At 71.3% G+C, this 26,443-nt stretch carries 24 protein-coding genes; 14 read left to right on the top strand and 10 right to left on the bottom strand.

Features of this window, described 5'->3' with window-relative positions:
- Positions 1 to 106: 106 nt before the first annotated feature.
- On the top strand, positions 107 to 556 hold the full coding sequence (locus tag ACTWQC_RS31805) for an SCO4983 family protein (RefSeq protein ID WP_443319310.1): 450 nt from the start codon (positions 107 to 109) through the stop codon (positions 554 to 556).
- Between the two features lie 111 nt (positions 557 to 667).
- On the opposite strand, the gene ACTWQC_RS31800 is transcribed toward ACTWQC_RS31805, so the two are convergent.
- A complete protein-coding gene (locus ACTWQC_RS31800) occupies positions 668 to 2,488 on the bottom strand; it encodes a phosphoenolpyruvate carboxykinase (GTP) (protein ID WP_443319309.1) in 1,821 nt (606 codons plus the stop codon).
- A 283-nt stretch (positions 2,489 to 2,771) separates the two neighbouring features.
- Between ACTWQC_RS31800 and trhA the strand changes: the two genes are divergently transcribed.
- The 3 genes from trhA to ACTWQC_RS31785 all read left to right on the top strand — a co-directional run bounded on the left by trhA (position 2,772) and on the right by ACTWQC_RS31785 (position 6,096).
- Complete coding sequence (gene trhA, locus ACTWQC_RS31795) at positions 2,772 to 3,518, top strand: PAQR family membrane homeostasis protein TrhA (RefSeq protein WP_443319308.1); 747 nt, start codon at positions 2,772 to 2,774, stop codon at positions 3,516 to 3,518.
- 308 nt (positions 3,519 to 3,826) lie between these two features.
- Complete coding sequence (locus ACTWQC_RS31790) at positions 3,827 to 5,464, top strand: DHA2 family efflux MFS transporter permease subunit (RefSeq protein ID WP_443319316.1); 1,638 nt, start codon at positions 3,827 to 3,829, stop codon at positions 5,462 to 5,464.
- Entirely contained in the window at positions 5,461 to 6,096 is a 636-nt protein-coding gene (locus ACTWQC_RS31785) for a TetR/AcrR family transcriptional regulator (protein ID WP_443319307.1), read from the top strand. The genes ACTWQC_RS31790 and ACTWQC_RS31785 overlap by 4 nt, the downstream gene beginning before the upstream one ends.
- A 54-nt stretch (positions 6,097 to 6,150) precedes the next feature.
- On the opposite strand, the gene ACTWQC_RS31780 is transcribed toward ACTWQC_RS31785, so the two are convergent.
- Positions 6,151 to 8,193, bottom strand: a complete 2,043-nt coding sequence (locus tag ACTWQC_RS31780; protein WP_443319306.1) for a thioredoxin domain-containing protein — start codon at positions 8,191 to 8,193, stop codon at positions 6,151 to 6,153.
- 134 nt (positions 8,194 to 8,327) lie between these two features.
- On the opposite strand from ACTWQC_RS31780, the gene ACTWQC_RS31775 reads away from it, so the two are divergent.
- A complete protein-coding gene (locus ACTWQC_RS31775) occupies positions 8,328 to 11,663 on the top strand; it encodes a tetratricopeptide repeat protein (RefSeq protein WP_443319305.1) in 3,336 nt (1,111 codons plus the stop codon).
- Positions 11,664 to 11,770: 107 nt separating this feature from the next.
- On the opposite strand, the gene ACTWQC_RS31770 is transcribed toward ACTWQC_RS31775, so the two are convergent.
- Together ACTWQC_RS31770 and mca are read right to left on the bottom strand one after the other, a co-directional pair.
- On the bottom strand, positions 11,771 to 12,067 hold the full coding sequence (locus ACTWQC_RS31770; protein ID WP_443319304.1) for a hypothetical protein: 297 nt from the start codon (positions 12,065 to 12,067) through the stop codon (positions 11,771 to 11,773).
- A gap of 4 nt (positions 12,068 to 12,071) precedes the next feature.
- Positions 12,072 to 12,923: a mycothiol conjugate amidase Mca gene (gene mca, locus ACTWQC_RS31765; RefSeq protein WP_443319315.1), complete on the bottom strand. Its 852-nt coding sequence runs from the start codon at positions 12,921 to 12,923 to the stop codon at positions 12,072 to 12,074.
- 150 nt (positions 12,924 to 13,073) lie between these two features.
- Here mca and ACTWQC_RS31760 point away from each other — a divergent pair, with 150 nt between their 5' ends.
- Both ACTWQC_RS31760 and greA read left to right on the top strand, forming a co-directional pair.
- Positions 13,074 to 13,484, top strand: a complete 411-nt coding sequence (locus tag ACTWQC_RS31760; protein ID WP_443319303.1) for a DUF4307 domain-containing protein — start codon at positions 13,074 to 13,076, stop codon at positions 13,482 to 13,484.
- A gap of 166 nt (positions 13,485 to 13,650) precedes the next feature.
- Positions 13,651 to 14,148: a transcription elongation factor GreA gene (gene greA / locus ACTWQC_RS31755; protein ID WP_443319302.1), complete on the top strand. Its 498-nt coding sequence runs from the start codon at positions 13,651 to 13,653 to the stop codon at positions 14,146 to 14,148.
- A 129-nt stretch (positions 14,149 to 14,277) separates the two neighbouring features.
- Here the strand turns inward: greA and ACTWQC_RS31750 are convergent, their stop codons facing one another.
- From ACTWQC_RS31750 to ilvA, 3 genes are all read right to left on the bottom strand, one after another.
- Positions 14,278 to 15,126, bottom strand: coding sequence for an ABC transporter permease (locus tag ACTWQC_RS31750; protein WP_443319314.1), 849 nt, complete (start codon positions 15,124 to 15,126; stop codon positions 14,278 to 14,280).
- 5 nt (positions 15,127 to 15,131) lie between these two features.
- Entirely contained in the window at positions 15,132 to 16,187 is a 1,056-nt protein-coding gene (locus tag ACTWQC_RS31745; RefSeq protein WP_443319301.1) for an ATP-binding cassette domain-containing protein, read from the bottom strand.
- A 184-nt stretch (positions 16,188 to 16,371) separates the two neighbouring features.
- A complete protein-coding gene (ilvA, locus tag ACTWQC_RS31740; protein WP_443319300.1) occupies positions 16,372 to 17,622 on the bottom strand; it encodes a threonine ammonia-lyase in 1,251 nt (416 codons plus the stop codon).
- Positions 17,623 to 17,767: 145 nt separating this feature from the next.
- Between ilvA and ACTWQC_RS31735 the strand changes: the two genes are divergently transcribed.
- The 3 genes from ACTWQC_RS31735 to ACTWQC_RS31725 all read left to right on the top strand — a co-directional run bounded on the left by ACTWQC_RS31735 (position 17,768) and on the right by ACTWQC_RS31725 (position 19,164).
- Entirely contained in the window at positions 17,768 to 18,328 is a 561-nt protein-coding gene (locus ACTWQC_RS31735; protein ID WP_443319299.1) for a MarR family winged helix-turn-helix transcriptional regulator, read from the top strand.
- Between the two features lie 129 nt (positions 18,329 to 18,457).
- Positions 18,458 to 18,916, top strand: coding sequence for a sigma factor-like helix-turn-helix DNA-binding protein (locus ACTWQC_RS31730; RefSeq protein WP_443319298.1), 459 nt, complete (start codon positions 18,458 to 18,460; stop codon positions 18,914 to 18,916).
- The gene (locus tag ACTWQC_RS31725) at positions 18,913 to 19,164 is read left to right on the top strand and encodes a hypothetical protein (protein WP_443319297.1); all 252 of its coding nucleotides are present in this window, start codon (positions 18,913 to 18,915) and stop codon (positions 19,162 to 19,164) included. The genes ACTWQC_RS31730 and ACTWQC_RS31725 overlap by 4 nt, the downstream gene beginning before the upstream one ends.
- A gap of 66 nt (positions 19,165 to 19,230) precedes the next feature.
- Here ACTWQC_RS31725 and ACTWQC_RS31720 read toward each other — a convergent pair whose 3' ends face one another.
- Positions 19,231 to 20,409, bottom strand: coding sequence for a cystathionine gamma-synthase (locus ACTWQC_RS31720; RefSeq protein ID WP_443319296.1), 1,179 nt, complete (start codon positions 20,407 to 20,409; stop codon positions 19,231 to 19,233).
- A gap of 221 nt (positions 20,410 to 20,630) precedes the next feature.
- On the opposite strand from ACTWQC_RS31720, the gene ACTWQC_RS31715 reads away from it, so the two are divergent.
- The 3 genes from ACTWQC_RS31715 to ACTWQC_RS31705 all read left to right on the top strand — a co-directional run bounded on the left by ACTWQC_RS31715 (position 20,631) and on the right by ACTWQC_RS31705 (position 23,263).
- The gene (locus ACTWQC_RS31715; RefSeq protein ID WP_443319295.1) at positions 20,631 to 21,743 is read left to right on the top strand and encodes a hypothetical protein; all 1,113 of its coding nucleotides are present in this window, start codon (positions 20,631 to 20,633) and stop codon (positions 21,741 to 21,743) included.
- Between the two features lie 160 nt (positions 21,744 to 21,903).
- Positions 21,904 to 22,569: a peptide-methionine (S)-S-oxide reductase MsrA gene (msrA, locus tag ACTWQC_RS31710; protein WP_443319294.1), complete on the top strand. Its 666-nt coding sequence runs from the start codon at positions 21,904 to 21,906 to the stop codon at positions 22,567 to 22,569.
- A gap of 172 nt (positions 22,570 to 22,741) precedes the next feature.
- On the top strand, positions 22,742 to 23,263 hold the full coding sequence (locus tag ACTWQC_RS31705; protein WP_443319293.1) for a hypothetical protein: 522 nt from the start codon (positions 22,742 to 22,744) through the stop codon (positions 23,261 to 23,263).
- Here ACTWQC_RS31705 and ACTWQC_RS31700 read toward each other — a convergent pair.
- On the bottom strand, positions 23,241 to 23,888 hold the full coding sequence (locus ACTWQC_RS31700; RefSeq protein ID WP_443319292.1) for an HdeD family acid-resistance protein: 648 nt from the start codon (positions 23,886 to 23,888) through the stop codon (positions 23,241 to 23,243). The genes ACTWQC_RS31705 and ACTWQC_RS31700 overlap by 23 nt on opposite strands.
- Positions 23,889 to 24,143: 255 nt before the next feature.
- Between ACTWQC_RS31700 and ACTWQC_RS31695 the strand changes: the two genes are divergently transcribed.
- On the top strand, positions 24,144 to 25,748 hold the full coding sequence (locus ACTWQC_RS31695) for an MFS transporter (RefSeq protein WP_443319291.1): 1,605 nt from the start codon (positions 24,144 to 24,146) through the stop codon (positions 25,746 to 25,748).
- Between the two features lie 252 nt (positions 25,749 to 26,000).
- On the opposite strand, the gene ACTWQC_RS31690 is transcribed toward ACTWQC_RS31695, so the two are convergent.
- The gene (locus ACTWQC_RS31690; protein WP_443319290.1) at positions 26,001 to 26,435 is read right to left on the bottom strand and encodes a DUF7144 family membrane protein; all 435 of its coding nucleotides are present in this window, start codon (positions 26,433 to 26,435) and stop codon (positions 26,001 to 26,003) included.
- Positions 26,436 to 26,443: the final 8 nt, after the last annotated feature.

The following is a 26,443-nucleotide window of genomic DNA, read 5'->3' as shown; positions in this document are numbered from 1 at the left end:
CCCTCCCCCCCCCCGCCACAAGGTTTTCCACAGCGGATCGCGACTCAGCTGAACTTTAGACATGGTCTAAGCTAGGATGGACTCCTAAACCTGGCTGGAGGCCACCATGTACGAGCCGATCCGCACCAAGTCGGTCCACACCATGGCCGAGCCGGAGTTCCCGCACCGCTCCCGGGAGGAGGAGCTGGACATCCAGCTCGCCGGGCACCTGGCCGCACTGCTGGCCGTGACCGACGAGCTGCGCGCGGCCTCCGCCTCGGCAGAACCCGATCTCGACCATGCGGCGGACCGCATATCCGAGCAGGTCGCGCGGCTGCGGCGGACGCCGCGCCCGGTGCGCTCGGACGGCGCGCTCGGGGCGTCCGGCGCGGACCTGGCCCGCACCGAGGCCCTGCACCGGCGGGCTCACGCGCTCGCCGGGCGGGCGCTGGTGGTCGCCGCGTCCCGCGCAGACACCGCTGCCGCGATCCTCGCCGCCGAGCGGATGGACGCGCACGCCGCGGCCCTCGGCTCCTCCCCCGCCGCCGCCTCGCCCGCGCTGACCGCGGCCCACTGACGGCCCTGGGCCGCGCGCCGCGGAGGCGTGCGACCCAGGTGCCACCCACGCCAGGACATGGGCGCCCCGGCATCAGCCGGGGCGCCCTCCGCCGTGAACGGCCGCGAGGCGTCAGCCGAGGCGGTCGACGAGCGCGCGGTACTCGTCCCACAGCTCCTTCGGGGTGTGCTCGCCGAAGGTGTTGAGGTGCTCGGGGACCAGTCCGGCCTCCTCCCGCCAGACGTCCTTGTCGACGGTCAGCAGGAACTCGAGGTCGGTGTCCGAGATGTCGAGACCGCCTGTGTCGAGCGCCTCCTTCGTCGGCAGGATGCCGATCGGCGTCTCGACGCCCTCGGCCTTCCCCTCGAGCCGCTCCACGATCCACTTGAGCACGCGGCCGTTCTCGCCGAAGCCGGGCCACACGAAACGGCCGTCGGCGTCCTTGCGGAACCAGTTCACGTAGTAGATCTTCGGGAGCTTGTCCGCGTCCGCCTGCTTGCCGACCTTGACCCAGTGGCCCATGTAGTCGCCCATGTTGTAGCCGCAGAACGGCAGCATGGCGAACGGGTCGCGGCGCAGCTCGCCGACCTTGCCCTCCGCGGCCGCGGTCTTCTCGCTCGCGACGTTCGCGCCGAGGAAGACCCCGTGCTGCCAGGTGAACGACTCGGTCACCAACGGCACGGCCGAGGCACGACGGCCGCCGAAGAGGATCGCCGAGATCGGCACGCCCTTCGGGTCCTCCCACTCGGGCGCGATGGTCGGGCACTGTGCGGCCGGGACGGTGAACCGGGCGTTGGGGTGGGCCGCCGGGGTCCCGCTCTCCGGGGTCCAGTCGTTGCCCTTCCAGTCCGTCACGTGGGCCGGGGTCTCCTCGGTCATGCCCTCCCACCACACGTCGCCGTCGTCCGTCAGCGCGACGTTGGTGAAGACCGAGTTGCCCCACAGGGTCTTCATGGCGTTGGCGTTGGTGTGCTCGCCGGTGCCCGGCGCGACACCGAAGAAGCCCGCCTCGGGGTTGATCGCGTAGAGCCGGCCGTCCTCGCCGAAGCGCATCCAGGCGATGTCGTCACCGATGGTCTCGACCGTCCAGCCGGGGATGGTCGGCTCGAGCATGGCGAGGTTGGTCTTGCCGCAGGCGGACGGGAAAGCCGCGGTCACGTACTTCGGCTCGCCCTGCGGCGGGGTCAGCTTCAGGACCAGCATGTGCTCGGCCAGCCAGCCCTCGTCGCGGGCCATGACGGACGCGATGCGCAGCGCGTAGCACTTCTTGCCGAGCAGCGCGTTGCCGCCGTAGCCGGAGCCGTACGACCAGATCTCGCGGGACTCGGGGAAGTGCGAGATGTACTTGGTGCTGTTGCAGGGCCACGGCACGTCGGCCTCGCCCGGCTCGAGCGGGGCGCCGACGGAGTGGACGGCCTTGACGAAGAACCCGTCCTCACCCAGCTCGTCGAGGACGGCCTGGCCCATGCGGGTCATGGTGCGCATGGCCGTGGCGACGTAGGCGGAGTCGGTTATCTCGACGCCGATGGCGGACAGCGACGAGCCGAGCGGCCCCATGCAGAACGGCACGACGTACATCGTCCGGCCGCGCATCGAGCCCCGGAAGATACCTTCCCGCCCCGCGAAGATCTCGCGCATCTCGTCGGGGTGCTTCCAGTGGTTGGTGGGGCCCGCATCCTCCTCCTTCTCGGAGCAGATGAACGTGCGGTCCTCCACACGCGCCACGTCGGTCGGGTCCGAGGCGGCGTAGTACGAGTTGGGGCGTTTGATCGGGTCGAGCTTCCTGAACGTGCCCTTGGCGACGAGCACCTCGCACAGGCGCTCGTACTCGGCCTCGGACCCGTCGCACCAGACAACCTCGTCGGGCTGGGTGAGGTCGACGATCTCGTCGACCCAGGAGACCAGTTCCTGATGGTTGGTGGGGGGCTTGGGAGCCGCATTGCTGCGCGCCACGATCGCTCCGTTCCGCGCCGGGACCGCGCTGCCCGGCGACAGAGTTGAGGGTTGGAATGGACACCCCGGACCCGGGGTCCCCTGCCGCGGCAGGGAAAGTCCGTTATGTAGGTAGTTGCCCCGTGGGGGCTGCGACCCGGATGCTTCGTGACCGCTCATCCGGTGCCGACCGCACTCATATGATCATCCGACCCTACGAGAGTTCTGTCCAGGGGGCACACTGGTGAGCATCACCACTTGATACTTGCGCGTAACTTACGGTCCCGTAGGTAGCATGTCGGCCATGACTGCCGCCGCGCCCGACGCCGTACCCGACGCCGCGTCCGACGACTCCGCCCCCGACTCCGACCCATCCGCGCCACGCCGAGGCTCGCGCTCGCTGCACCTGCCGATACCGGTCAAGCCGCGGCTGCGCGGCTGGCTGCACGCCGTGATGTTCCCGGCCGCGCTCATCTCCGGGGTCTTCCTGACCGCGCTCGCCGACAGCACGCGCGGCCGTATCGCGTGCGCCGTATACACGCTGACCGCATGCCTGCTCTTCGGGGTCAGCGCGCTCTACCACCGGGGCAACTGGAGCCCGCGGGTCACGGCGGTGCTGCGGCGGCTCGACCACGCGAACATCTTCCTGATCATCGCGGGCACCTACACCCCGTTCACGATCCTGCTCATCCCGGGCGGCCGCGGGCAGGCGCTGCTGTGGGCGGTCTGGGTGGCGGCCATTGCGGGGATAGCGTTCCGGGTCTTCTGGGTCGGCGCCCCGCGCTGGCTCTACACGCCCTGCTACATCGCGATGGGCTGGGCAGCGGTCTTCTTCCTGCCCGACTTCATGCAGAAGGGCGGCATCGCGGTGCTCGTCTGCGTGATCGTCGGCGGCGTGCTCTACAGCGCGGGCGGCGTGATCTACGGGATCAAGCGGCCGAACCCCTCACCCCGGTGGTTCGGCTTCCACGAGGTGTTCCACACCTTCACGCTGGCGGCCTTCGTCGTCCACTACGTCGGGATCTCGCTGGTGGCGTACCAGCACACCTGAGCCCGGTGCCGCGACTGAGCCCGGTGCCGCGAGAACGATTGACAGCATGCATCTTTTGAGAGTTACTGTCACTTGACGCCAACTCTCGGAGGTGTGCCATGCCCGCGCGCGCTGGGTCCTCGTCAGGAGCAGAGTCCGCACGACCGAAGTCCGGACAGGCCGTGCCCGCACAGGCCGTATCCGCGCAGGCCGTGCCGGCACAGGCCGGATCCTCACCGGCCGGTTCCTCACCGGCCGGTTCCTCACCGCCTGGGGCCGCGCAGCCCGACCCCAGGCGCTGGTGGGCGCTGGGCGCGCTCGTCGCGAGCATGCTCGTCCTCGGCTTCGATCTGACGATCCTGAACGTCGCTCTGCCGACCATGGCCTCACAGCTCGGCGCCGACACGGGCGAACAGCAGTGGATCGCCGACTCGTACATCGTCGTCTTCGCCGCCCTGATGCTCCCCGCAGGACTGCTCGGCGACCGCTTCGGCCGCCGCAGGATGCTCCTCGTCGGCCTCGGGATCTTCCTGGCCGGGTCGGTCATCGGCACCCTCGTCGACACCCCTGAGCCGGTCATCGCCGCCCGTACGGTCATGGGCGTCGGCGGCGCCCTGATCATGCCGCTCGCCATGGCCGTACTGCCTTCGCTCTTCGCCCCCGAGGAGCGGTCCAAGGCGGTCGGAGCCATCGCCGCCGCCTCCGCGCTCGGCATGCCGCTCGGCCCCATCGTCGGCGGCTGGCTGCTCGACCACTTCTGGTGGGGCGCGGTCTTCCTGATCAACATCCCGATGGTCGCGATCGGCATCGCCGCCTGCGCCTTCCTGCTGCCCGAGACATCCGACCCGGCCTCGCCGAAGGTGGACGCCCTCAGCACCGCGCTCACCGTGTCCGGCCTCGGCGCGCTGGTCTTCGGCATCATCGAGGCGCCCGGCCGAGGCTGGGCCGCCCCGATCGTCCTCGGCGCGCTCGGCGGCGCGGTGGTGCTGCTGACCGCTCTCGTCGCGCGGGAGCGGCGGGAGGCTCTGAAGGGGGCGCGGCCGATGCTCGACCTCGGGCTGCTGCGCCACCGCGGCTTCCTGTGGAACACGGTCGCGGCCACCCTGGTGACCTTCGTGCTCTCCGGGCTGCTGTTCGTCCTGCCGCAGTACCTGCAGGCCGTACTGGGCTACGACGCCTTCGCCACCGGCGTCCGGCTGCTGCCGATGATGGGCGGGCTGCTCATCGCCGCCCGCGGCAGCGCGCCACTGGCCAAGGCCTTCGGCCCGCGGCCCGTCATCGCGGCGGGCCTGGTCGTGCTGTCCTTCGCGGCCTTCCTCGGCAGCCGTACGGGCATGGGCGACGGCTACGGGGCCACCGCCCTGTGGCTGTCCATCACGGGCATCGGCTTCGGCTTCGCCATGGTGCCCGCCATGGACGCCGCCCTCGGCGCGCTCCCCGCCGAGCGCGCGGGCAGCGGCTCGGGCCTGCTGATGACGCTGCGGCAGGTCGGTGGCGCGATCGGCGTGGCACTGCTCGGCAGCCTGCTGGCCGGCGCGTACACGGACCGTCTGGACACCGGCGGGCTGCCGGACCCGGCCGCCGACGCGGCCGGGGACTCGGTGGTCGCCGCGCACCTGGTGGCCGAGCGGCTGGGCAGCCGGGCGCTGGCGGCCTCCGCCGACTCCGCGTTCGTGCACGGCATGGATCTGGTGCTGCTGGTCTGCGGGGTCGCGGCCCTGGCGGCGGCCCTGCTGGCAGCGGCCCTGCTGCCGAATCCGCGGACGGCGCCGGAGGCGGGGGTCGGGGCCGGGGACGCGGATGGGGCCGGGGCCGGGGCTTCGGCCGGAGCCGGGCGCGGCACGGATGGGGCCGAAGCCGGGCGCGGCACGGATGGGGCCGGAGCCGGGCGCGGCACGGATGGGGCCGGAGCCGCAGAGGAGGGCGGCCCGCCCGTGGCCCCGGAGGGCGCCGATGCCCGACAATGACACCCATGGCACCTGCACGAACCTCTGCCGCCTCCACCGCACCGGGCCCCAAGCTCGGCCTGCGCGAACGGAAGAAGATCAAGACCCGGCAGGCGATCCGCCACGCCGCCTACCGGCTCTTCACCGAGCAGGGGTACGACGCCACGCCCGTCGAGCAGATCGCCGAGGCCGCCGAGGTCTCCCCCAGCACCGTCTTCCGCTACTTCCCGACGAAGGAAGACATCGTCCTCACCGACGAGTACGACCCGCTGATGGAAGCGGAGTTGCGCAAGCGCCCTGCCGGGGAGCCGCCGCTGGAGTCCATCCGGTACGTGATGCTCGAGACGCTGCGCACCTACCTCGCCCAGGAGCAGGACGAGATGGCGCTCCGGGCGAAACTGGTGATGGACGTCCCGGCGATCCGGGCCCGGATGTTCGAGAGCAATGCCGCGACCGGGCGCATGCTGTGCGGCGTGCTGGCGGAGCGCACCGGCCGCCCGGCGGACGACCTGGAACTGCGGGTGTTCTCCGCGGCGGTGCTCGGCTCGCTCCAGGAGGCCATGCTCCATTGGGTCGAGAGTGGCCGGACGGAGGACATGGCGGCGGTCATCGACCGATCGCTGGGCGTCCTCAGCCGCGGCCTCACCCTCTGAAGGCCCCGGCTCCCGGTCCTCTGAGGCCCCCGGCTCCCCGCCCTCTGACGCTCCTTACGCCCTGAGTCCCACCTTCTCCGCCAGCACCGACGGGTCGGCGGTCGGCGCATCGCAGGTGAAGTCGCGGCACACGTACGCGGCCGGGCGGCCGCCCACCAGCGGGCGGTCGCGCAGCAGCGGCACCTCCTCGGCGTCCGCGCCCGGCTCACCGACCGCCACCACCGCGCCGGGCGCCGTGCCCAGCAGCGCCGTCCGGTGCAGCTCGGCGGTGCCCGGGTCGTCGGCCGGGCCGACCACGGCCACCTCACGCGGCCCGTCCAGCGCGGCCTCGGCGACCGCCAGGCCCCAGCCGATGAACCGCGGGGCGCGCGGCCCCAGCGCCTTGACCACGCCCAGCGCGTGCTCGACTGCGGCCCGGTGGCGGAAGCTGCCGGTACAGGCCGCGTACGACAGGAGGGCCCCGGCCGCGGCCGTCCAGCCGGACGGCGCCGCGTTGTCGGTCGGGTCCTGGGGGCGCCGGATCAGCGCCTCGCCGTCGTCGGGGGTGTCGTACAAGTCCCCTTCCTCGCCGGTGAAGTGCCGCAGGACGGTGTCCAGCAGCAGGCCCGCGAACTCCACCCACACGCCTTCGCCGGTGACGGCGGACAGCGCGAGGAAGCCCTCGGCGACATCGGCGTAGTCCTCCAGGACGCCTGAGTTGTCGCCCGCCGTGCCGTCGCGCGAGGTGCGGGAGAGGCGGCCCGTCTGGTCCATGTGGACGCGGACGAGCAGGTCGGCCGCGTCGAGGGCGGCCGCGGTCAGGTCGGGGCGCTCGAAGTAGGCGCCGGTCTCGGCGAGGGCCGCGATGGCCAGGCCGTTCCAGGCGGTGACGACCTTGTCGTCGCGGCCGGGGCGCGGCCGCTCCTCGCGGGCGGCCAGCAGCCGCTGCCGGATCGACTCGGTGCGGGACGCATCTGCGAGCCCTTCGCCGGGCAGCTGGAGCACGGAGGTGCCCTTTTCGAAGGTGCCCTCTTCCGTGACGCCGAAGTATCCGGCGGCGAGCCGCGCGTCCTCCTCACCGAGGACCGCGCGCAGCTGCTCGGGCGTCCAGGCGTAGTACGCGCCCTCGACGTGCCTGCCCGTGCCATCGTCGCTGTCCGCGTCGAGCGCCGAGGCGAAACCGCCCTCCTGCGTGCGGAGTTCACGCACCATGAAGTCGGCGGTCTCCAGCGCCACGCGCCGGGCGAGGTCCGATCCGGTGGACCGCCACAGATGCGCGTACACCCGGCAGAGCAGCGCGTTGTCGTAGAGCATCTTCTCGAAGTGCGGGACGGTCCAGGTGCGGTCCACGGAGTAGCGGGCGAAGCCGCCGCCGAGCTGGTCGTAGATGCCGCCGCGGGCCATCCGCTCGCAGGTGTCCAGCGCCATCTGCAGGGCGCCCTCGGAGCCGGTGCGGGCGTGGTGGCGCAGCAGGAACTCCAGGACCATGGACGGCGGGAACTTGGGCGCGCCGCCGAATCCGCCGTGCGAGGCGTCGTACTCGCGGGTCAGGGCGAGCAGTGCCGCGTGCAGGTCGTCCTCGCCGGGCGGCTGCGTCGCGGCGGCGCTCAGGGCGAGCGAGCGGGAGGAGAGCTCGCGCACGATGCGGCCCGCGACGTCCCCGACTTCGTCCCTGCGGTCGGCCCACGCGGCCTGTACGCCCTCCAGGATCTGGCGGAAGGAGGGCATGCCGTGGCGCGGCTGGGGAGGGAAGTAGGTGCCGAAGTAGAACGGCTCGGCGTCCGGGGTGAGGAACACGGTCATGGGCCAGCCGCCCTGCCCGGTGGCCGCCTGGACCGCCTCCATGTAGACGGCGTCGACGTCAGGCCGCTCCTCGCGGTCCACCTTCACGGGCACGAAGTGCGCGTTGAGGTACGCGGCGGACTCCTCGTCCTCGAACGACTCGTGCGCCATCACGTGACACCAGTGGCAGGACGAATAGCCGACGCTGAGCAGCACGGGCAGATCGCGCCGCCGGGCCTCGGCGAACGCCTCCGCGGACCAGGGCCACCAGTCGACCGGGTTGTCGGCGTGCTGGAGGAGGTAGGGGGATGTCTCGTGAGCCAGTCGGTTCGGCATGTTCCCATCCTGTCTCATCCGCCGGGCTTCCCCGAGTTGTCCACAGGTCCGAGTTATCCACAGGGCTGACGGAAAACCTTGAGAAGCGGAAGACTTGGGCCGTCGAGAACGATCGCGGGTGGAGGGGGAAGCCCATGTCGGGCTCTTCGGGCTCTATGGCCGTCCTGCGGGACAGCCACCGCGCGGAAGCAGAGCGGCTGCTGGCGCGCGCCATCGAGGAGGAGGTGCGCCGGTTCGGGGGTACCTCCCATGCCGGAGGCTATGGGGGAGGACGTACGGACCCGTCGCTGCTGATGGGGCGGGCGAGAGACGCGCTGGACGATATGGCGGCGACGGCGGCCGAGGAGTACGGCGCGTATGTGCGCGCGCTGGACGAGTCCGCAGCGGCCCGGCAGCCGCTGGGCAGGCGGCTTTCGCGCGAGCGGCTCGGCACTCCTGCGCTGGTGACGGTCGTGGCGGCGGTGGCCGCCTTCGGAGCGGACCTCGGGTACGGCACGTCGGCGGGCACGGCTGTGGGCGCGGCGGCCGCCGTGGCGGTGGCGGGTGCGGCGACCGCGCTGGTCAAGTTGACGGCGGGGCACTGGCCGTCGGCGCAGCGGGACGCGGCGTTGCAGAATCAGCCGGGCGGCGCGGAGCAGTTGAGGCTGGAGTGGCTGACGGCGCTGGAGGTGCGGGGCATCCGGCCGTTCCTCGACCAGCAGCGCATGCTGGCCGCCGCGACGCGGCGCGGCGGCGGTGCGCAGGGTGGTTCGCATGCGCGCGGCCCGAGCGGCACGGCCGCGCCGGCAGGGCGGGGACCTCAGCTGCGGGGCAGCGACAAGAGCGCGGCGGCGCGGCGGCGGAGCGTGCTCCAGCAGTCGTTCGGCCATCTGCCCGAGCAGGACGGCCCGTTCGTCGGGCGGCGCCCGCAGGTGCTGCAGATCGCCCAGTGGGTGCACGCCTCGCGGGCGAGCACGGAGACGAAGCCGACGGTGGTGGTGCTGCACGGTGCGCCGGGCTCCGGCCGCACGACCCTGGCGGTGCGCGCCGCGCACCACTTGAAGGACCAGTTCCGCGGGGCGTGCGTGGTGGATCTGCGCGGTGCCAGCCCCGGGGAGCCGCCGCTGCCCACCCGGGATGCGCTGCTGCATCTGCTCAACCGGCTGGGCGCGCCCCGCGAGCAGTTGCTGTTCCGGGAGCGGGCGTCCACCGAGCAGCAGGTCAAGCGGCTGAGCGAGCTGTACCACCAGCACGTGACGGGGCTGCCGGTCACGGTCGTCCTCGACGACGCCTCCGACCCCGAGCAGGTGCGGGTGCTGCTGCCCGAGCGCTCCGACAGCCTGCTGCTGGTCACCGCCCGTGATCCGCTCGAGCTGCCGGAGGACCTTCCGGCGCGGGTCCACCAGCTGGCCGTCGAGCCGCTGGACGCGGCCGGGGCCGAGGAGCTGCTGAAGACCGTGGCGGAGCAGCCCTCGGGCCCGTATGACCTGGAGGCGGGCGATCGGATCCGTGACCTGTGCGGAGGGCTGCCGCTGGCGCTGCGCGCGGCCGGTTCCTCGCTGGGCGCCCGTACGCCGAGCGGCCTGGCGGCCGAACTCACGGCTTACGGCCCGATGGGCCCGGTCGACCGTGCCCTGAGCCTGCGGTACGCCGACCAGCCGGAGACCGCGCGCAGGCTGCTGCGCAGGCTGTCGCTGGCGGGGCGGGCGAGCCTGGGCGCGGCCGCGGGCGCCGCCCTGCTGGCCACCGACGAGGCGGAGGCAGTCCGGCAGCTTGCCGCCCTGGCCAGGGCCGGGCTGATCGAGCACGTCCGGGGCAGCCGCTACCGGCTGCACGACCTGGTGCGCGGCTTCGCGCACGCCCGGCTGCTCGACGAGGAGGAGCCGGGCGAGCGCTCGGCCGCGCAGGAACGGCTGATCCGCAGTTACGCGGAGCTGGCGGACTCGGTGATCCGGCTGGTCGACGGCAAGACGTCGACCCGCGCGGACGCCGCCTTCCAGCAGGGCACCGTGGGTCCGCACGGCTTCACCTCGCTCGAGGCGGCACTGCGCTGGCTGGACGACGAGTCGAGCTTCATCACGGCGGAGCTGCGGCACGCGGAGGACGTGGATCAGTCCGCGGTGCTGCACCTGCTCGGCGCGCTGTGCGACTACTGCCTGCTGCGCGGCGACCTCTACCGCCTCGGGGAGCTGAGCGAGCTGACGAAGGCCGCGGACCGGGGCCTGCTGGTGCGGTCGGTGCAGTGGCGCACGGGCGTGGCGGCCCGCCAGCTCGGCGAGCTGGACAAGGCCCGTACGACCCTGTCGTCGGTGGTCGACCTCTACCGCGAGGCGCAGCACCCGGCGGGGGCGGCGCGTGCGCTGCGCGACCTGGGCATCACCCTGCACCACCAGGGCAACCTTCCCGAGGCCGGTGCGAAACTCCGTGAGGCGCTGGCGATGCAGTCCACGGCCGAGTTGCGCGGAGACCGGGCCTGGACCCTGCACGCGCTGGGTGCGGTCGAGCGCGACCGGGCGCACATAACCGAGGCACTCGAGCTGCTGCGCGAGGCGCTCGAGCTGCACCGGGAGAACGAGAGCCTGCACGGCCAGGCGTGGGCGCACTTCCAGCTCGGCCAGGTGTATCTGCGGATGGGCGAGGTCCCGGAGGCGGAGAAGCAGCTGCGCCAGGCCTTCGACCAGTACGAGAGCACCCGCGACGGCCGCGGCGAGGCCTGGGCCCTCACGCAGCTGGCCCGGGCCCGACTGGTCGACGGCGACGCGGGCGTGGCCGCGGACCACCTGGGACAGGCGCTGTCCCGGCACCGGGAGAACGAGGACGCGCGCGGCGAGGCCTGGACCCGCTACTACCTCGGTCAGGCCCTGGAGGAGCGGGGGGAGCACGGCGCGGCGGTGCGGGAGCTGGAGCGGGCCCGCACGATGTTCAGCCGCATGCGGGACGTATACGGGCTGGCGTGCGCCCGGCACCACTCGGCGCGAGTCACCCGCGACCAGCGGGCGGCCCAGACGGGTTCGCTGCGCAACAGCGGGTTCGCCCGGCAACTGCTGCAGGACGCCCGGCAGGACTTCCACCGGGTGGGGGTGGCGCACGGCGAGGCGTGGTCGTGCATCGAGCTGGCGGTGGTCGACGCCGGGAACGGCCGCACGGCCCAGGCCCTGGCGCTGGCGGACGAGGCGGGCCGGCTGTTCGCGGGCTACGGCGACCGGCGGGGCGAGGACTGGGCGCGGTTCCTGCGCTGCTCGCTGCTGCCGCTCGCCTCCGCGGGCGGTTCGGTGGTCGGCACGGCGGTGGCCCAAGAGGAGCTGGCCCAGCTTCTGCGGGAGTCGCACGGGACGCGCGACGCGAGGCTGGAGGACTGCGCGGAGGCGTACGTGCTGATACTCGAGCGGGGCGTGGAGCCGGAGACCGGCTGGCAGGCCTGGTACCTCGGCATGATCCCGAACCGCCACTCCCGCGAAGTCATGGGAGTGGCCTCCGCGGCCCCCAAATAGCGGCACGGGCAGACAGGACACGCGCCAACAAGGGAACGGACCAATAAGGGCACGGACCAATAAGGGCACGGACGGCGGCCACGCCGGGCCGCCGCGGCGCCGCGCCGTCAGTCCCGCTTCGGCGTGGCGGCCGGTCGCCCGGAGGTCTTGGCCTCCGGGCCGTCCGACCCGCGCTCACCCTCACCGGCAGCGACCGGCGCCTCTTCGAAGTCGATCTTCTGGAACTGCTTGTTCATGCTCTTCATCAGCAGCCACACGGCCCCGCCGAGCAGTGCGAAGACGATGAAGCCGAGTACACCGGGCGTCACCTGGTTCTCGTCCAGTTCCTTGGCGAGCGGGACGAGTGGTGTGAGGGCTGGGGTCTCCCATGCCGAAGGCCAGGGGAGCGTGGTCGCGATCGTCATGCGGTCAATTCTCGCGGATGCCCGCGAAGAGGTCGTCCTCGGGGAGGGAGGTACCGACGAGCGACTTCGCGAGCTCGTACTCCTCCGTCGGCCAGACCTCCTGCTGGATCTCCATCGGCACCCGGAACCAGCCGCCGTCGGGGTCGATCTGCGTGGCGTGGGCGATCAGGGCCTTGTCGCGGACCGGGAAGAACTCCGCGCAGGGAACGTGCGTCGTCAGTGTCCGCTCGGCCCGCTGGAACTGCTTCCACCGCTCCAGCCACTCGCCGTACGGGGATTCCATGCCCCTCGACAGCAGCGCCTCGTGCAGCGCGACCGTGCGCGGCCGGTTGAAGCCCTGGTTGTAGTAGAGCTTCAGCGGTCGCCAGGGCTCACCGGCCTCCGGGTATCTCTCCGGGTCGGCCGCGGCGTCGAAGGCCACCATGGAGATCTTGTGGGTCATGATGTGGTCGGGGTGCGGGTATCCGCCGTTCTCGTCGTACGTGGTGATCACGTGCGGCCTGAACTCGCGGATCAGTTTCACCAGCGCACCCGCCGCCTCCTCGACGTCCTGCAGTGCGAAGCACCCGTCGGGCAGCGGCGGCACGGGGTCGCCCTCCGGCAGCCCGGAGTCCACGAAGCCCAGCCAAGCCTGCTTGACGCCAAGGATCTGCCGGGCCTCTTCCATCTCCTTGGCGCGCACCTCGTGGATGTGCTCCTCGATGTAGGGGTCGCCCTGCAGCTTGGGGTTGAGGATGGAACCGCGTTCCCCGCCCGTGCAGGTCGCGACCAGCACGTCCACCCCCTCGGACACGTACTTGGCCATCGTCGCCGCGCCCTTGCTCGACTCGTCGTCGGGATGGGCGTGGACTGCCATCAATCGCAGTTGCTCGGTCTCGGTCAAGACTCGATCCTCAGATCCTCAGTCACTGGTCGCGGCCCCCTCCACCGTCCGGAGAAGGCGCCTTCTATAGTGACCGAAACCAGGGACCGTACATTCCTCGGTCCGCATCGCGGGAGGACGACGATGACCGCCACGGGCGACGAGCGTGCTGCCGCGCGTTACGGCCGCTCCGCGGACACCCGCGCGGACCGCAAGCTGAAGATCGTCGGAGCGGTGCTCGGAGCCGCGCTGCTCGTGGTGATCGCCTGGTCCGGTGTGTCGTACATAGCGGGCCAGAACGTCAGCGGCGAGCTGATCAAGTTCAAGGTGGTCTCGGACACGGCCGTCGAGGTGCATCTGGAGGTCCGCAAGGACGCCGGCACGCCCGGGGTGTGCACCCTTCGCGCACAGGCCGAGGACGGCACCGAGGTCGGCTGGAAGGACCTCCGCTTCGAGGAGCGCGGGGGCCGGGTCGACAAGGTCGGGACGGTCCGTACGACGCGGCGCGCGACGGCGGTGGAACTGGTCGGCTGCAAGGCCGCAACCGCCGGATGAACGGCATCCGAACCATGCCCCGACCTGCATTTATGCTCCTTTAGCGGTTTTCCTCCTCCCCCTTTCCGCGCGGAATTGTTAGGCTCGTGGTTTCGCCCACTCGTGAAGGCGTAATGCTCCGGGGTAGGGCGTTGCTTTGTATTCCCAGCACCGACGAGGAGCACCTGTGACCCAGACCAGCGAGAACGTCACCTGGCTCACCCAGGAGGCGTACGACCAGCTCAAGGCCGAGCTGGAGTACCTGTCGGGTCCCGCACGTGCCGAGATCGCCAAGAAGATCGAGGCGGCCCGGGAAGAGGGTGACCTGCGGGAGAACGGCGGGTACCACGCCGCCAAGGAGGAGCAGGGCAAGCAGGAGCTTCGCGTGCGCCAGCTGACTCAGCTGCTGGAGCAGGCCAAGGTCGGCGAGGCTCCCGCGGACACCGGTGTCGTCGCCCCCGGCATGGTGGTGACGATCGCCTTCGACGGCGACCCCGACGACACCGTGACCTTCCTGCTGGCCTCCCGCGAGTACGCCAGCGCGGACATCGAGACCTACTCGCCGCAGTCCCCGCTGGGCAGCGGCGTCCTGGACAAGAAGGTCGGCGACGACGCCGAGTACGAGCTGCCGAACGGCCGCACCGCGACGGTGAAGATCCTCGACGCCAAGCCGTACCAGGGCTGAGCACGCAGAGGTGAGCCCCCGGCCGGAGAACGGCCGGGGGCTCGGTGGTGCCACTCCCGCTCAGGTCAGCCCGATCAGGTCAGGCTCGATCGCGTCAGGCCCGATCACGTCAGACCCGCGCAGGCTCCATCAGGCGGTCGCCGAGCGGTACTTGCGCACCGCGAACGTGCGGAAGGCGACGATGATCACGATCGACCAGAGCACCGAGGCGAGCACCGGGTGCTGCATCGGCCAGGCCTCCGGCACCGGGTAGTTGGCCGGGAGGTTGCCGAACAGCTCGCGGCACGCCTGCACCGTGGCGCTGAACGGGTTCCACTCGGCGATATGCCGCAGCACGGTTGGCATGTTGTCGGCCGGCACGAAGGCGTTCGAGATGAACGTCAGCGGAAACAGCCAGATCAGACCGCCCGAGGTGGCCGCCTCGGGTGACCGTACGGACAGGCCGATCAGCGCGCCGATCCAGGAGAAGGCGTAGCCGAGCAGGAGCAGCAGCCCGAATCCGGCGAGCGCCTTGAAGATCCCGTCGTGGATCCGCCAGCCGACGATCAGCGCGACGATCGCCAGGACCACGACGGTCAGCGCGGTCTGTACGAGGTCGGCGAGCGTACGGCCGGTGAGGACCGCGCCGCGCGCCATGGGCAGCGACCTGAAGCGGTCGATGAGGCCCTTGTGCATGTCCTCGGCGATGCCCGCACCCGCACCCGCCGTGGCGAAGGTGACGGTCTGCGCGAAGATGCCCGCCATCAGGAACTGGCGGTACGCGTCGGCGTCGAGACCGGCGCCGGGTACGTTGATCGAGCCGCCGAAGACGTAGCTGAACAGCACCACGAACATGATCGGCTGGATGAGCCCGAAGATCACGACTTCGGGGATCCGCAGCATCCGGATCAGGTTGCGCTTGGCGATGACCAGCGAGTCGCGGACGGACTGGCCTATGGCGCCGCCTGCCTTGGGCACAGCTGTGGTGGTCACGTTCACGGCGGTCACTTCGCGGTCTCCTTCTGCTGCGCGTCAGCCTTCGCGCCTACCTTGGCGGCCTTCTTGGGATCCGCCTTCGGACCCGCCTTCGCACGGGCCTCCGCCTCCGCCTCGTCCTGAGCCTCGGCGGCGTGGCCGGTCAGCGAGATGAAGACGTCGTCCAGGGTCGGCCTGCGCAGGCCGATGTCGTCGATCTCGATGCCGCGGGTGTCGAGCTCGCGGATGACCTCCGCGAGCAGCTTGGCGCCACCTGTCACCGGGACGGTGACCTTGCGGGTGTGGGTCTCGACGCTGGTCTCGCCCTTGCCGAAGCCGCGCAGGATGTCGGTGGTGGTGGCCAGATGCTCGGGGTCGTGGACGACGACCTCGACGCGCTCGCCGCCCGTCTGGGCCTTGAGCTGGTCGGACGTGCCGCGGGCGATGACCTTGCCGTGGTCGATGACGCAGATGTCGTGCGCCAGCCGGTCGGCCTCTTCCAGGTACTGCGTGGTGAGCAGCAGCGTCGTGCCGCCCGCGACCAGTTCCTCGATGACCTCCCACAGCGCCTGCCGGTTCCGCGGATCCAGGCCGGTAGTCGGCTCGTCCATGAACATCACGGGCGGGCTGACGACCAGCGCGGCGGCCAGGTCGAGCCGCCGCCGCATGCCGCCGGAGTACGTCTTGGCGGTCCGGTCGGCCGCCTCGGAGAGGTTGAACCGCTCGAGCAGCTCGTCCGCGCGGGCCTTCGCGTCCCGGGCGCCCATCTGGTAGAGCTGGCCGACCATCTGGAGGTTCTCACGCCCGGTGAGGTACTCGTCGACAGCGGCGAACTGGCCGGAGAGGCCTATGGCACGGCGGACTTCGTTGGGGTGCTTGACGACGTCGAGGCCCGCGACGACGGCCCTGCCGCTGTCGGGCTGCAACAGCGTCGTCAGTACCCGCACCCCGGTGGTCTTGCCGGCCCCGTTCGGGCCCAGCAGTCCGAGCACGGTGCCCTCGGGTACGTCGAGGTCGACGCCGTCCAGAGCCCTCACGTCGCCGAAGGTCTTCACCAGACCTTCGGCGTAAATGGCGCCTGGCATGGAAGTTCTCCCAGAGTGATGGTGGTCAGGAGTTTGGGTGGTGGTGTCCGACATAAGGCTTGGATGAAGCCGTGCAGGAGAAGACCATACCGCAGACGCGATATGTCGCGACACCCTTTCAAGCGAAACGCGATAGCTTCCGTTTGAAAGGGTTCAGAACCAGAGCCGGGCCTCAGGCCGCGGCTCACGCCATGACCGTGTAACCCGCCTCCCGCAGCGCCGTCCGCACCTCGGCGCAGTGCTCAGGCCCCTTGGTCTCCAGGTGCAGCTCCACCTCCGCCTCCGTGAGCCCGAGCCGGGGATCGGTCCGTACGTGGCTCACGTCGAGGACGTTAGCGTCGACCACTGACAACACCCCCAGAAGCGTTGCCAGCGCCCCCGGCCGGTCCGTCAGCCGTAGCCGCAGCGACAGGTAGCGCCCCGCCGCCGCCATACCGTGCCGCAGGATCCGCTGCATCAGCAGCGGGTCGACGTTCCCCCCGGACAGCACCGCCACCACCGGTCCCTGGAACGCGTCGGGCCGGGACAGCAGCGCCGCCACCGGGCTCGCCCCGGCCGGCTCCACCACGAGCTTCGCGCGCTCCAGGCAGAGCAGCAGCGCGCTGGAGAGCTCGTCCTCGGAGACCGTACGGACCTCGTCCACAAGATCGCCAACGATTTTGAACGGAACATCGCCCGGCCGCCCCACCTTGATGCCGTCGGCCATCGTCGCCACCGACTCCAGCGCCACCGGGTGCCCGGCCGCGAGCGACGGCGGGTACGCGGCTGCGCCCTCCGCCTGCACCCCGACCACCTTCACATCCGGCCGCAGCGCCTTGACCGCCACCGCGATCCCGGCCGCCAGCCCCCCGCCGCCGATGCCGACGACGATCGTCCGCACCTCCGGGCACTGCTCGAGGATCTCCAGACCCACCGTGCCCTGCCCGGCGACCACATCGCGGTGGTCGAAGGGGTGGATGAACACGGCGCCCGTCTCGCGCGCGTACTCCTGCGCCGCGCGCAGCGTCTCGTCCACGACCTGTCCCTGCAGCCGCACCTCGGCGCCGTAGTCCCGGGTCGCCGCGACCTTCGGCAGCGGGGCGCCGACCGGCATGAAGACGGTGGAGCGCACGCCGAGCAGGGATGCGGCGAGGGCGACGCCCTGCGCGTGGTTCCCGGCGCTGGCAGCGACCACGCCCGCCGCGCGCTGCTCCGCGCTCAGGCCCGCGATCCGCACGTAGGCACCCCGCACCTTGAAAGAACCGGTGCGCTGAAGGTTCTCGCACTTGAGGTGCACCGGGGCTCCGACCAGCCCGGACAGGTGCCGGCTCCCCTCCATGGCGGTCATCCGGGCCACTCCGGAGAGGATCTTGTGCGCCGCGCGCACCTCGTCGACGGTGATCTCGGAGAGGGGAGGGGACGCCGTGCCGGAGGGGTCGTCGTGGGTTGCTGCCATGGGGCAAGTCTCGCAGTTCCCGCCCGGCCCGGCGGTCCGGGTACGACCGGAGTTCGCCGGATTCTCCCGGGCCGGTACGGGCAAGCCCCCGGCCGCGTACCCTGTGCGCATCCAACAGACCGTCCTCACGAAGTGAGCCCAGGCCATGCCCACTACTCCGGACATGACGACCGCTCCCCCGACTTCCACCGGCGGGGTGGGGGTCCCCCCGGCGGAGCCAGGGGGAGTGCCCTCAGACAGCGGCCTTCTCGACGACCTGCAGCACCAGGTGGCCCTCTTCGCCCGTCGCGCGGAGCAGACCCGGCTGGGCGGCGTCGGACAGGTCCGCAACTCCATGGACCGCGCCGCGTATCTCCTGCTCAACCGCCTGGACCGGGAAGGTCCCATGGGCGTCAAGGCACTCGCCGCCGGCATGGGCATCGACTCCTCGACGGTCACCCGGCAGGTCGCCCCGCTGGTCGACACCGGCCTCGTCAAGCGCACCTCGCACCCCGAGGACGGCCGGGCCGTCGTACTGCAGCTCTCGGCGCGCGGCAAGGCGCGCCTGGAGGAGGTGCGGTCCTCGCGGCGGCAGCTGATGGCGCTGCTGACAGAGAACTGGGGAGAGGAGGAGCGGGAGGTCTTCTGCACCCTGCTGACCCGGTTCAATGAGGCGCTGTCCGCGCGGATGGCGGCGGCGCCCGTCCAGGAGCCGTCGGCCTCCTGACTCCGTCTCCGACGACCTGCCGGGAGACCCCGGCGACCTCCCTGCCTGCTTCCTTCCTGCCGCCTGCCTGCCACCTGCCTCTTGACCCGGGCCCGCGCCTGCCGTCCTATGGAGGACCAGGAGGGCGCGGTGCGAGAGCGGCGGGCGGAACGGGATCGCCGCCGGGCCCGGGAGTTCGAGGCATTCGTCGCGGGCGCGGCAGGCCGGCTCCTGCATGCCGCCACGCTGCTGACCGGCGACCCGGAGGCCGCCGAGCACCTGCTGACCGCCGCCCTGGCCCGTACGTACGCGGCGTGGGACCGCCTCAACGGCGAGGACCCGTACGACCGCACCCGCCAGGAGCTCGCCGCCCGCTTCGCCCACACCGCACGGCGCCACCGCCACCCCTGTGGAGGCGCCCTCGACCGGCTCACCCCGCAGGAGCGCCTGGTGCTGGTGCTACGGCTCTACGAGGGCGTGGCCGAGGAGCAGGCCGCGGCCCAACTGGGCCTGCCCGCCGAGCGGGTACGCGCGATCTGCCTGCGCTCCGTCGCCACCATGCGCAGCCGCCCCGCCCCGCCGCCCCGCCCGGAGGTGGCCACGCCGTGAGCTTGCCCGACCGCAAGGAGGACGAGGTCCGCCGGATGCTGGACGGGCCGCATCCCGTCGTACCGCCGGACCTGGCGGCGCGGGCGGCCGAGCGTGGGCAGCTGCTCCTGGCCCGCCGCAGGGCCGTACGGGCCGTGGGCTGGGCGCTGCTGCTGGCGGCCGCGGTGGCCTTCGCCCTGTGGGCGGCGGTGGTCCAGCCATGGGTCGCACCGCCGGTCGACACGACGCCGCCGCTGGAAGGCTGGTGAAGACCGGTCGACGGGGGCGAGGGCGGGAGCGGGCGCCGGCGCGGGGGGCGGGGGCGGGGGTGCCCGTCAGCCCAGGGCTTGCGCCAGGTCGGCCAGCAGGTCGTCGACCGCCTCGATGCCCACCGAAAGGCGCACCAGATCCGCCGGCACCTCGAGCGCGGACCCGGCCACCGATGCGTGCGTCATCCGCCCCGGGTGCTCGATCAGCGACTCCACGCCGCCCAGCGACTCCCCGAGCGTGAACAGCCCGGCCCGGTTGCACACGTCGACCGCCGCCTGCTCGCCGCCCGCCACCCGGAAGGACACCATGCCGCCGAAGGACCGCATCTGCTTCGCCGCGGTCTCGTGCCCGGCGTGCTCGGGCAGGCCCGGGTAGAAGACCTGGGTGACCTTGGGGTGGGCGACGAGAAGCTCGGCCACGCGGGCGGCATTGGCGCTGTGCCGGTCCATCCGGACCGCCAGGGTCTTGATGCCGCGCAGGGTCAGCCAGGCGTCGAAGGGGCCGGCGACCGCGCCCATCGCGTTCTGGTGGAAGGCGAGTTCGTCCCCGAGCGCGTCGTCGTTCACCACGAGCGCACCGCCGACGACGTCCGAGTGCCCGCCCACGTATTTCGTCGTGGAGTGGACGACGATGTCCGCGCCGAGCGCCAGCGGCTGCTGGAGGTACGGGCTGGCGAAGGTGTTGTCGACCACGAGCCGGGCCCCGGCGCCGCGCGCCACGTCCGCGACCGCCGCGATGTCGGTGATGCCGAGCAGCGGGTTGCTGGGCGTCTCCACCCAGATCACCTTCGTACGGGGGGTGATGGCGGCCCGGACCGCCGCGGCGTCCGAGGTGTCGGCGACCGACCAGTTCACGCCCCAGCGCTCCACGACCTTCGCGAAGAGCCGGAAGGTGCCGCCGTACGCGTCGTTCGGAATGACGACATGGTCTCCGGGCACGAGCAGCGTGCGCAGCAGGCAGTCCTCGGCCGCCAGCCCCGAGGCGAAGGCGAGGCCGCGCCGGCCGTTTTCGAGGGCGGCGAGGTTCTCCTCGAGGGCGGTACGGGTCGGGTTGGCGGAACGGCTGTACTCGTAGCCGCCGCGCAGGCCGCCGACGCCGTCCTGCTTGTAGGTCGACACCTGGTAGATCGGCGGGACGACGGCACCCGTCAGCGGGTCCGCCTCGTTTCCTGCGTGGATCGCCCGGGTCTCGAAGCCGAGGTGTGCGGCGTGATGCGCGTGCTGCTGCTGGTGCTGGTCGCTCATGCGCCCGAGAGTAGTCCCCGGCGGTGCGGAACTCCTGGGCGTGCTCCGGTGTACTAGATGACAGAAGACGGAAGACCGGAGCGGACGACTCACCACGACGACTCACGACGACTCACCGCGACGCCTCACGACGACGACTCTTAACCCACCGCACGGGACGCTTGGAACCTGGACACGGGACACCAGGACACGGGACACGGGAACGGGACACGGGACACCTCATGGACGTACTGATCATTCTCCTCGGCCTGATCATGATCGGCGGTGTCCTCGTCGTGCCCGCCCTGCTGCGGATGCGCGGCGGCAGACAGGCGCTGCGCGGCCACGGCAGCGCCATCGATCCGACGCAGTACGGGTTCGCGCCCCCGGAGCGGCTCGACGTGCGGCTCCCGGGCCCCGACCCGGAGCTGGCCGAGGTCCTGGAGGAGGTCCGGCGCACCCAGGACTGGCACCCCGCGGCACAGCTGCTCGCCGCCACGGCCGGAGAAGACGACTGGGAGCTGCGCTGGCAGCGCGTGCAGACGCTGGCGGGAGCGGCGGCCGTGGAGCTGGCGGAGGCGCCGGGCGAGGGCGGCCGGTGGCTGCGGACCTGGCGAGTGGAGGCCCCGAAGGAGGCGGGCGGCGCGGTCGTGCACGCCGAGTTCCTGGTGCGGCAGGCGCGGCAGTCGCAGGCCGGGCCCGGCTCCCAGGAGTACCGGATCATCCTGGAGGAGGCGCGGACGGTGTGCGGCGAAGCCGCGCTGCTCGCACCGGGCGACCCCACCCCGTACATCGTGGAACTGGCCGTGGCCCGCGGGCTCGCCTACCGGCAGGCCGACTTCGAAGAGCTGTGGAGCAAGGTCACCTCGCGCGCGCCGCACCACATGGGGGCGCACATGGCGGCGCTCCACTACTGGTGCGAGAAGTGGCACGGCTCCAAGGAGCAGGCCGACGCCTTCGCGCAGAGCGCGGCGGCCTCGGCCCCCGAGAAGAGCCTGCTGCCCGCGCTGCCGCTGTTCGCGGTCTTCGAGCACCTGCCCGAGGTGAACATGGTCCGCGGCCTCTACGAGAGCGAGGTCGTGACCCGGGCGATCCAGGGCGCGCTTTACGCGGCCCGCTCCGTGCCCGCCGACCACCCCGTGCTGCCGCACATACGGCACCTGCTGGTCTGCTTCCTGGTGCGGGCCGAGCGCTACGCGGAGGCGATGGAGCAGCTGAGGCACGTCGACGGGCACGTGGGCGCGGTGCCGTGGTCGTACGGCCCGGATCCGGCGTCTGCGTACGTGGCCTATCGCGCGCTGGCGGTCGCGGGCTGGGAGCAGTCGGGCGGCAGCCCGGCGACAATGCCGCGTTGAGGCGGAGGCGGGAGGGCGGGGGCGGGGGCGGGGCCACCGGGGGCGCATCCCTCCCGCCGGACCCCGCCGGACCCCGCCGGGTCCGGCCGGAAACCGGGCGGAATTCTGCGGCCCGGTGGTGCGTTCACCAAGCGGACGCACCACGCCGAGGAGTCGCCCGATGTTCCTGAACCGCCACAAGACGCAACTGCCGACCGCCGAGGAGTCCCTGCGCGGCCGCGAGACCCCCGAATTCGCGGTCCCTGAGCGCCACACGGTCCTCGGTAACCCGCTCCTCGGCCCCTACCCCGAGGGCCTCGAGGTGGCGGACTTCGCGCTGGGCTGCTTCTGGGGCGCGGAGCGGAAGTTCTGGCAGACCCCGGGTGTGTGGACCACCCTCGTCGGATACCAGGGCGGGCACACGCCGAACCCCGCATACGAGGAGGTGTGCAGCGGGCTGACCGCTCACACCGAGGCGGTCCGCGTGGTCTTCGACCCGAAGGTCGTCCCGTACGCCGCGCTGCTCAAGCTCTTCTGGGAGTCCCACGACCCCACGCAGGGCTTCCGCCAGGGCAATGACGTGGGTACTCAGTACCGCTCGGCGGTCTACACCCACTCCCCCGAGCAGCAGTCCGCCGCGGAGGCCTCGCGCGACGCGTACCAGCCGGTCCTGACGAAGGAGGGCTACGGCCCGATCACGACGGAGATCCTCCCCGCCGAGGGCCGCACCTTCTATCCGGCCGAGCCGTACCACCAGCAGTACCTCGATCGCAATAAAAACGGCTACTGCGGCATCGGCGGCACCGGCGTCGCCTGCCCGATCGGTGTCGCCCCGGCGGGCGGCTGAGCGCACCCCGCTCGACTCCGGCTGTCCTGTGCGGGATTCGTAGTGGATGTGCCCTGCGCGGTACCGGTTACGGAATGCTGGTGCATCCTGGCAGATCAGCTGCCGGTCGGTTCTCCTGACCGTCGCATGCTGTGACCATGCGCAGCGCGGTCTGCTCGGCGACGCTGGGGATGTGACCCACCGGAACCGCGCGCAGGACTCGCAGACCCGCCCGTCGGCCGGTGCCGCCCACATCGACTACAGCGGCGCGGTCTACGGCTCGCTGCTCGCCGCCTCCGTGGTTGTTGGCGCCGGAACGCTCGGCTCGTTTCCGCGGCTGCAACTCGTTTTGCTGCTGCTCTGTACCAGTGTGGTGTTCTGGGCCGCGCACGTCTTCTCACGCCTCCTCGGAGCCCGGATGGCGCGCCAGCCCCCGAGCCTGGAGGAGTTCCGCCGTGTGTGCGCCGACGAGCGGCCGATCATCGAGGCGGCCCTGCCGCCAGCCGTAGCCGTGGCGACGAGCCCACTCCTCGGACTAGGAGTTCAAGCGACGGTATGGCTGGCACTCGCTGTCGCCCTGGCCGGGCAGGTCGGCTGGGCGACCGTGGCCGCCGTGCGCGCCGGCGCCTCACGTCGTCTGATCCTGGTCGCGGGTGCAGTCAATCTCCTCCTCGGGTTGGTCATCGTGGTCGTCAAGGTCGCGCTCCAGCACTGACGCCCTGCCCCGCGGTCAGCCTGGGCTGGCTGTGGCATTCCGGCGGGCCGCCCCCGAAGGGCGAACGCCGTCGCCACTCGACGACACCGAGCAGGACGAGCCACAGGCCCAGCAGCCGGGCCAGCGCCACCGCCGACTCCACGGGATAGCCGAGTACCACGATCCCGGCCACGAAGCCGAGCGCGCCGGCAGCGAAGGTCAGACCCCGATGGGTGAGGTCGCGGTCGGCGATCGCCACGAATGCGGTCAGCAGGCCTGACAGCAGCCAGGAAGCCCCGACGATCAGGGACACCGCGGCGATCGTCTGCAGCGGGTGCCGAAGTGACAGCACCCCTGCCAGGACGGCCACGACCGCTACGAGCACTCGGGTGGCCCTGCCGCCGCCCCGGTCACCATCCCGGGAGAAGGCCGTCACGAAACGGAATCCGCCCGCCACCAGTAGATGCAGTCCGACGATGACGGCCGGCACGTGCAGCGTCGCAGCGGGCCAGACCAGCACCAGGATGCCCGGCAGCAAGGTCGCGAGGGCGAAGCCGAGGGCCCAGAGCCATGAGCCGCCGAGAGCTCCCAAGATCTCCTGAGGATCGGCCCCGCGCTCCGGCGCGGCATCGGGCGGTACAGCCACGGCACCTCCTTCGGAAGGGGCGGCTACCGGGCGCCCGCGGACGCCCGGCAAGAGCCGGAGACTCGGCTGCCGCGACGGCCGATTCCTGACTGCGAGCGTCCACAAGACCGTACGGGGGGTGGCACACTCCGTGCGGGTGACTCCACGCCCGCGATGGCATAAATGTCCCTGTTGGAGCCGAATTTATGCTCCCGTGGTCTCTGGTGCCGCTGATTCGCCGTGAGGTCGCGGCGGAACCGGTGGAGGTGCGACGCGGTGGGGCGCTGGCGGGCTCTGATCATTCTCGGGACGGCCCAGTTCCTGATGGTGCTGGACACCTCGGTGATGAACGTATCGATCAGCCAGCTGGTCGAGGACTTCGACACCGAGGTCACCGCGATCCAGGCCGTCATCACCTTCTACACCCTGGTCATGGCCGCCTTCATGATCACAGGTGGGAAACTCGGCGACATGCTCGGACGCCGCCGCGCGTTCGCCATCGGACTGGTCGTGTACGGCGTAGGGTCCGCACTCACGGCCTCGGCCCCGACCCTGTGGGTGCTCACACTCGGCTGGTCGGTGGTCGAGGGGCTCGGCGCGTCACTGGTCCTCCCCTCCCTGGCCGCCCTCGTGGCCGGCGCCTACAGGGGCCGGGACCGGGCTGTCGCCTACGGGGTCATCGGAGGGCTGGCCGGGGCGGGCATCGCGGTGGGACCGCTAGTCGGCGGATGGGTGACGACGTACCTGACGTGGCGGCTGGTCTTCGCCGCCGAGGTCGTCGTGGTGGTGGTCATCCTCGGCTGCATCGGATGGATCAAGGAGTACCCGCCAACGGGGCCGCGGATCCGGCTCGACAGCGTCGGCGCCGCACTGTCCGCCCTGGGCCTGGCCCTGGTGGTTTTCGGCGTGCTGCAGAGCAGCTCCTGGGGATGGCTGCGGCCCCGCAACTCCCCTATCACGGTCTTCGGGTTCTCCCTCACCCTGTTCGTCATCGCGGCGGGCGCCGTCGTCCTCTGGTGGTTTCGTGCCTGGGAGAGACGGCAGGAGGCGCGAAGGCGGGATCCGCTGGTGCGGTTCTCGCTGTTCGCGATCCCCCCGCTGCGCTCCGGCCTGACCATGCTGCTCAGCCAGAACCTCATCCTGCTCGGCCTGTTCTTCACCATCCCCCTGTACCTCCAGGTCGTACAGGGCTTCAACGCGTTCGAGACGGGTCTGCGGCTGCTGCCGGTGTCGATCACCATGCTGCTGTCCGCCATGACCGGCCCCCTCCTCGGCCGGATCGCAGGCCCCCGCACGGTGGTGCGGCTCGCTCTGCTGGTGCTGTTCGCCGCCATCCTCTGGCTGCTCGCCACCATCGAGCCCCGCATCGACAATCTCTCGTTCGCGCTGGCGATGGCCGTGCTGGGACTGGGTATGGGCCTGCTCGCCTCGCAGCTGGGAAACGTGACGCAGTCCAGCGTCGGGGAAGCGGACCGCAGCGAGGTCGGCGGTCTGCAGTACACCGCCCAGAACCTCGGCTCCTCCCTCGGCACCGCGCTCATCGGCTCCCTCCTGATCGGCGCCCTGGTGAACGCGTTCACCACCCAGATCGAGGACAACCCCAAGATCTCGGACGAGGTGCACCAGCAGGTCGGCGTCGCCATCCAAGCCGGGGTCAGCTTCGTCAGCACCGACCAGGTACGAGCCGCCACCGAACGCGCCGCGTTGCCGCCGTCCGAGGCCGACGCGGTCGTGGACGCGTACGCCGACGCCCAGCTCGAAGCTCTCAAGGAGGCCATCCTGGCCACCGCAGGCATCACGCTCGCCGGTTTCGCGTTCACCCGCCGCCTGCCCACGGAACCGTTGGCCCAGCAGCCGGACACCGCGCCAGCGGCATCCTGACCCGCCAACCGGCAAGGTGAAGGCCGACTTTTACGCAATTCAACGCGCCGACAGTACCGTCCGCGGGCTACGGCATGAGCTCGATCCAGGGCAAGCGATGGTGGCGTCGCGACGATCACCTCTCGGTGTTCTGACCCGGCGGATCCAAGGGTGCCAGCAGCCGTTTACCGGGAACCATTCCGGCTAGTGAAGGGTCCGCTTCATCTCCCGTGTGGAATGTCGGATGAAGCGGACTCTCGCTCAAAGGCCCGTTCAGCGCTCCCTCTGCGATGCTGAGGCCAGCGTGTCTCCCCTGACAACGCACAGGGCCCATATGACGAAGCCATATATGGCGATCAGGATGATCGACCAAAGCGGGTAGTAAGGCAGGGACAGAAAGCTGGAGATCAGGAGCAGCCCGGCCAATAGAACACCAATGATCCGGGCCCCGAGCGTGGCCTTGAACAGCCCGAAGCCTACTATGACAGCCAGTACTCCGAGTACGAGATGGATCCAGCCCCACCCGCTGACATCGAACTCGAAGACGTAGTCCGGTGTAGTGACGAAGATGTCATCCTCTGCGATGGCCATGATGCCGCGGAAGACGTTGAGGAGACCGCCGATGATGAGCATCACGGCGGCGAAGGCCACGAGCCCGCTGGCCAATTGTTGGGTTTCGCGGGCCTCACGTCGGGTTGTCGTCGTCATGGTTTTCT

The sequence above is a fragment of the Streptomyces sp. 8N616 genome (assembly GCF_052246385.1).
Taxonomy (GTDB): domain Bacteria; phylum Actinomycetota; class Actinomycetes; order Streptomycetales; family Streptomycetaceae; genus Streptomyces.
Note: the sequence above shows the minus strand (reverse complement) of the source record. Positions and strands in the feature narration are given on the sequence as shown.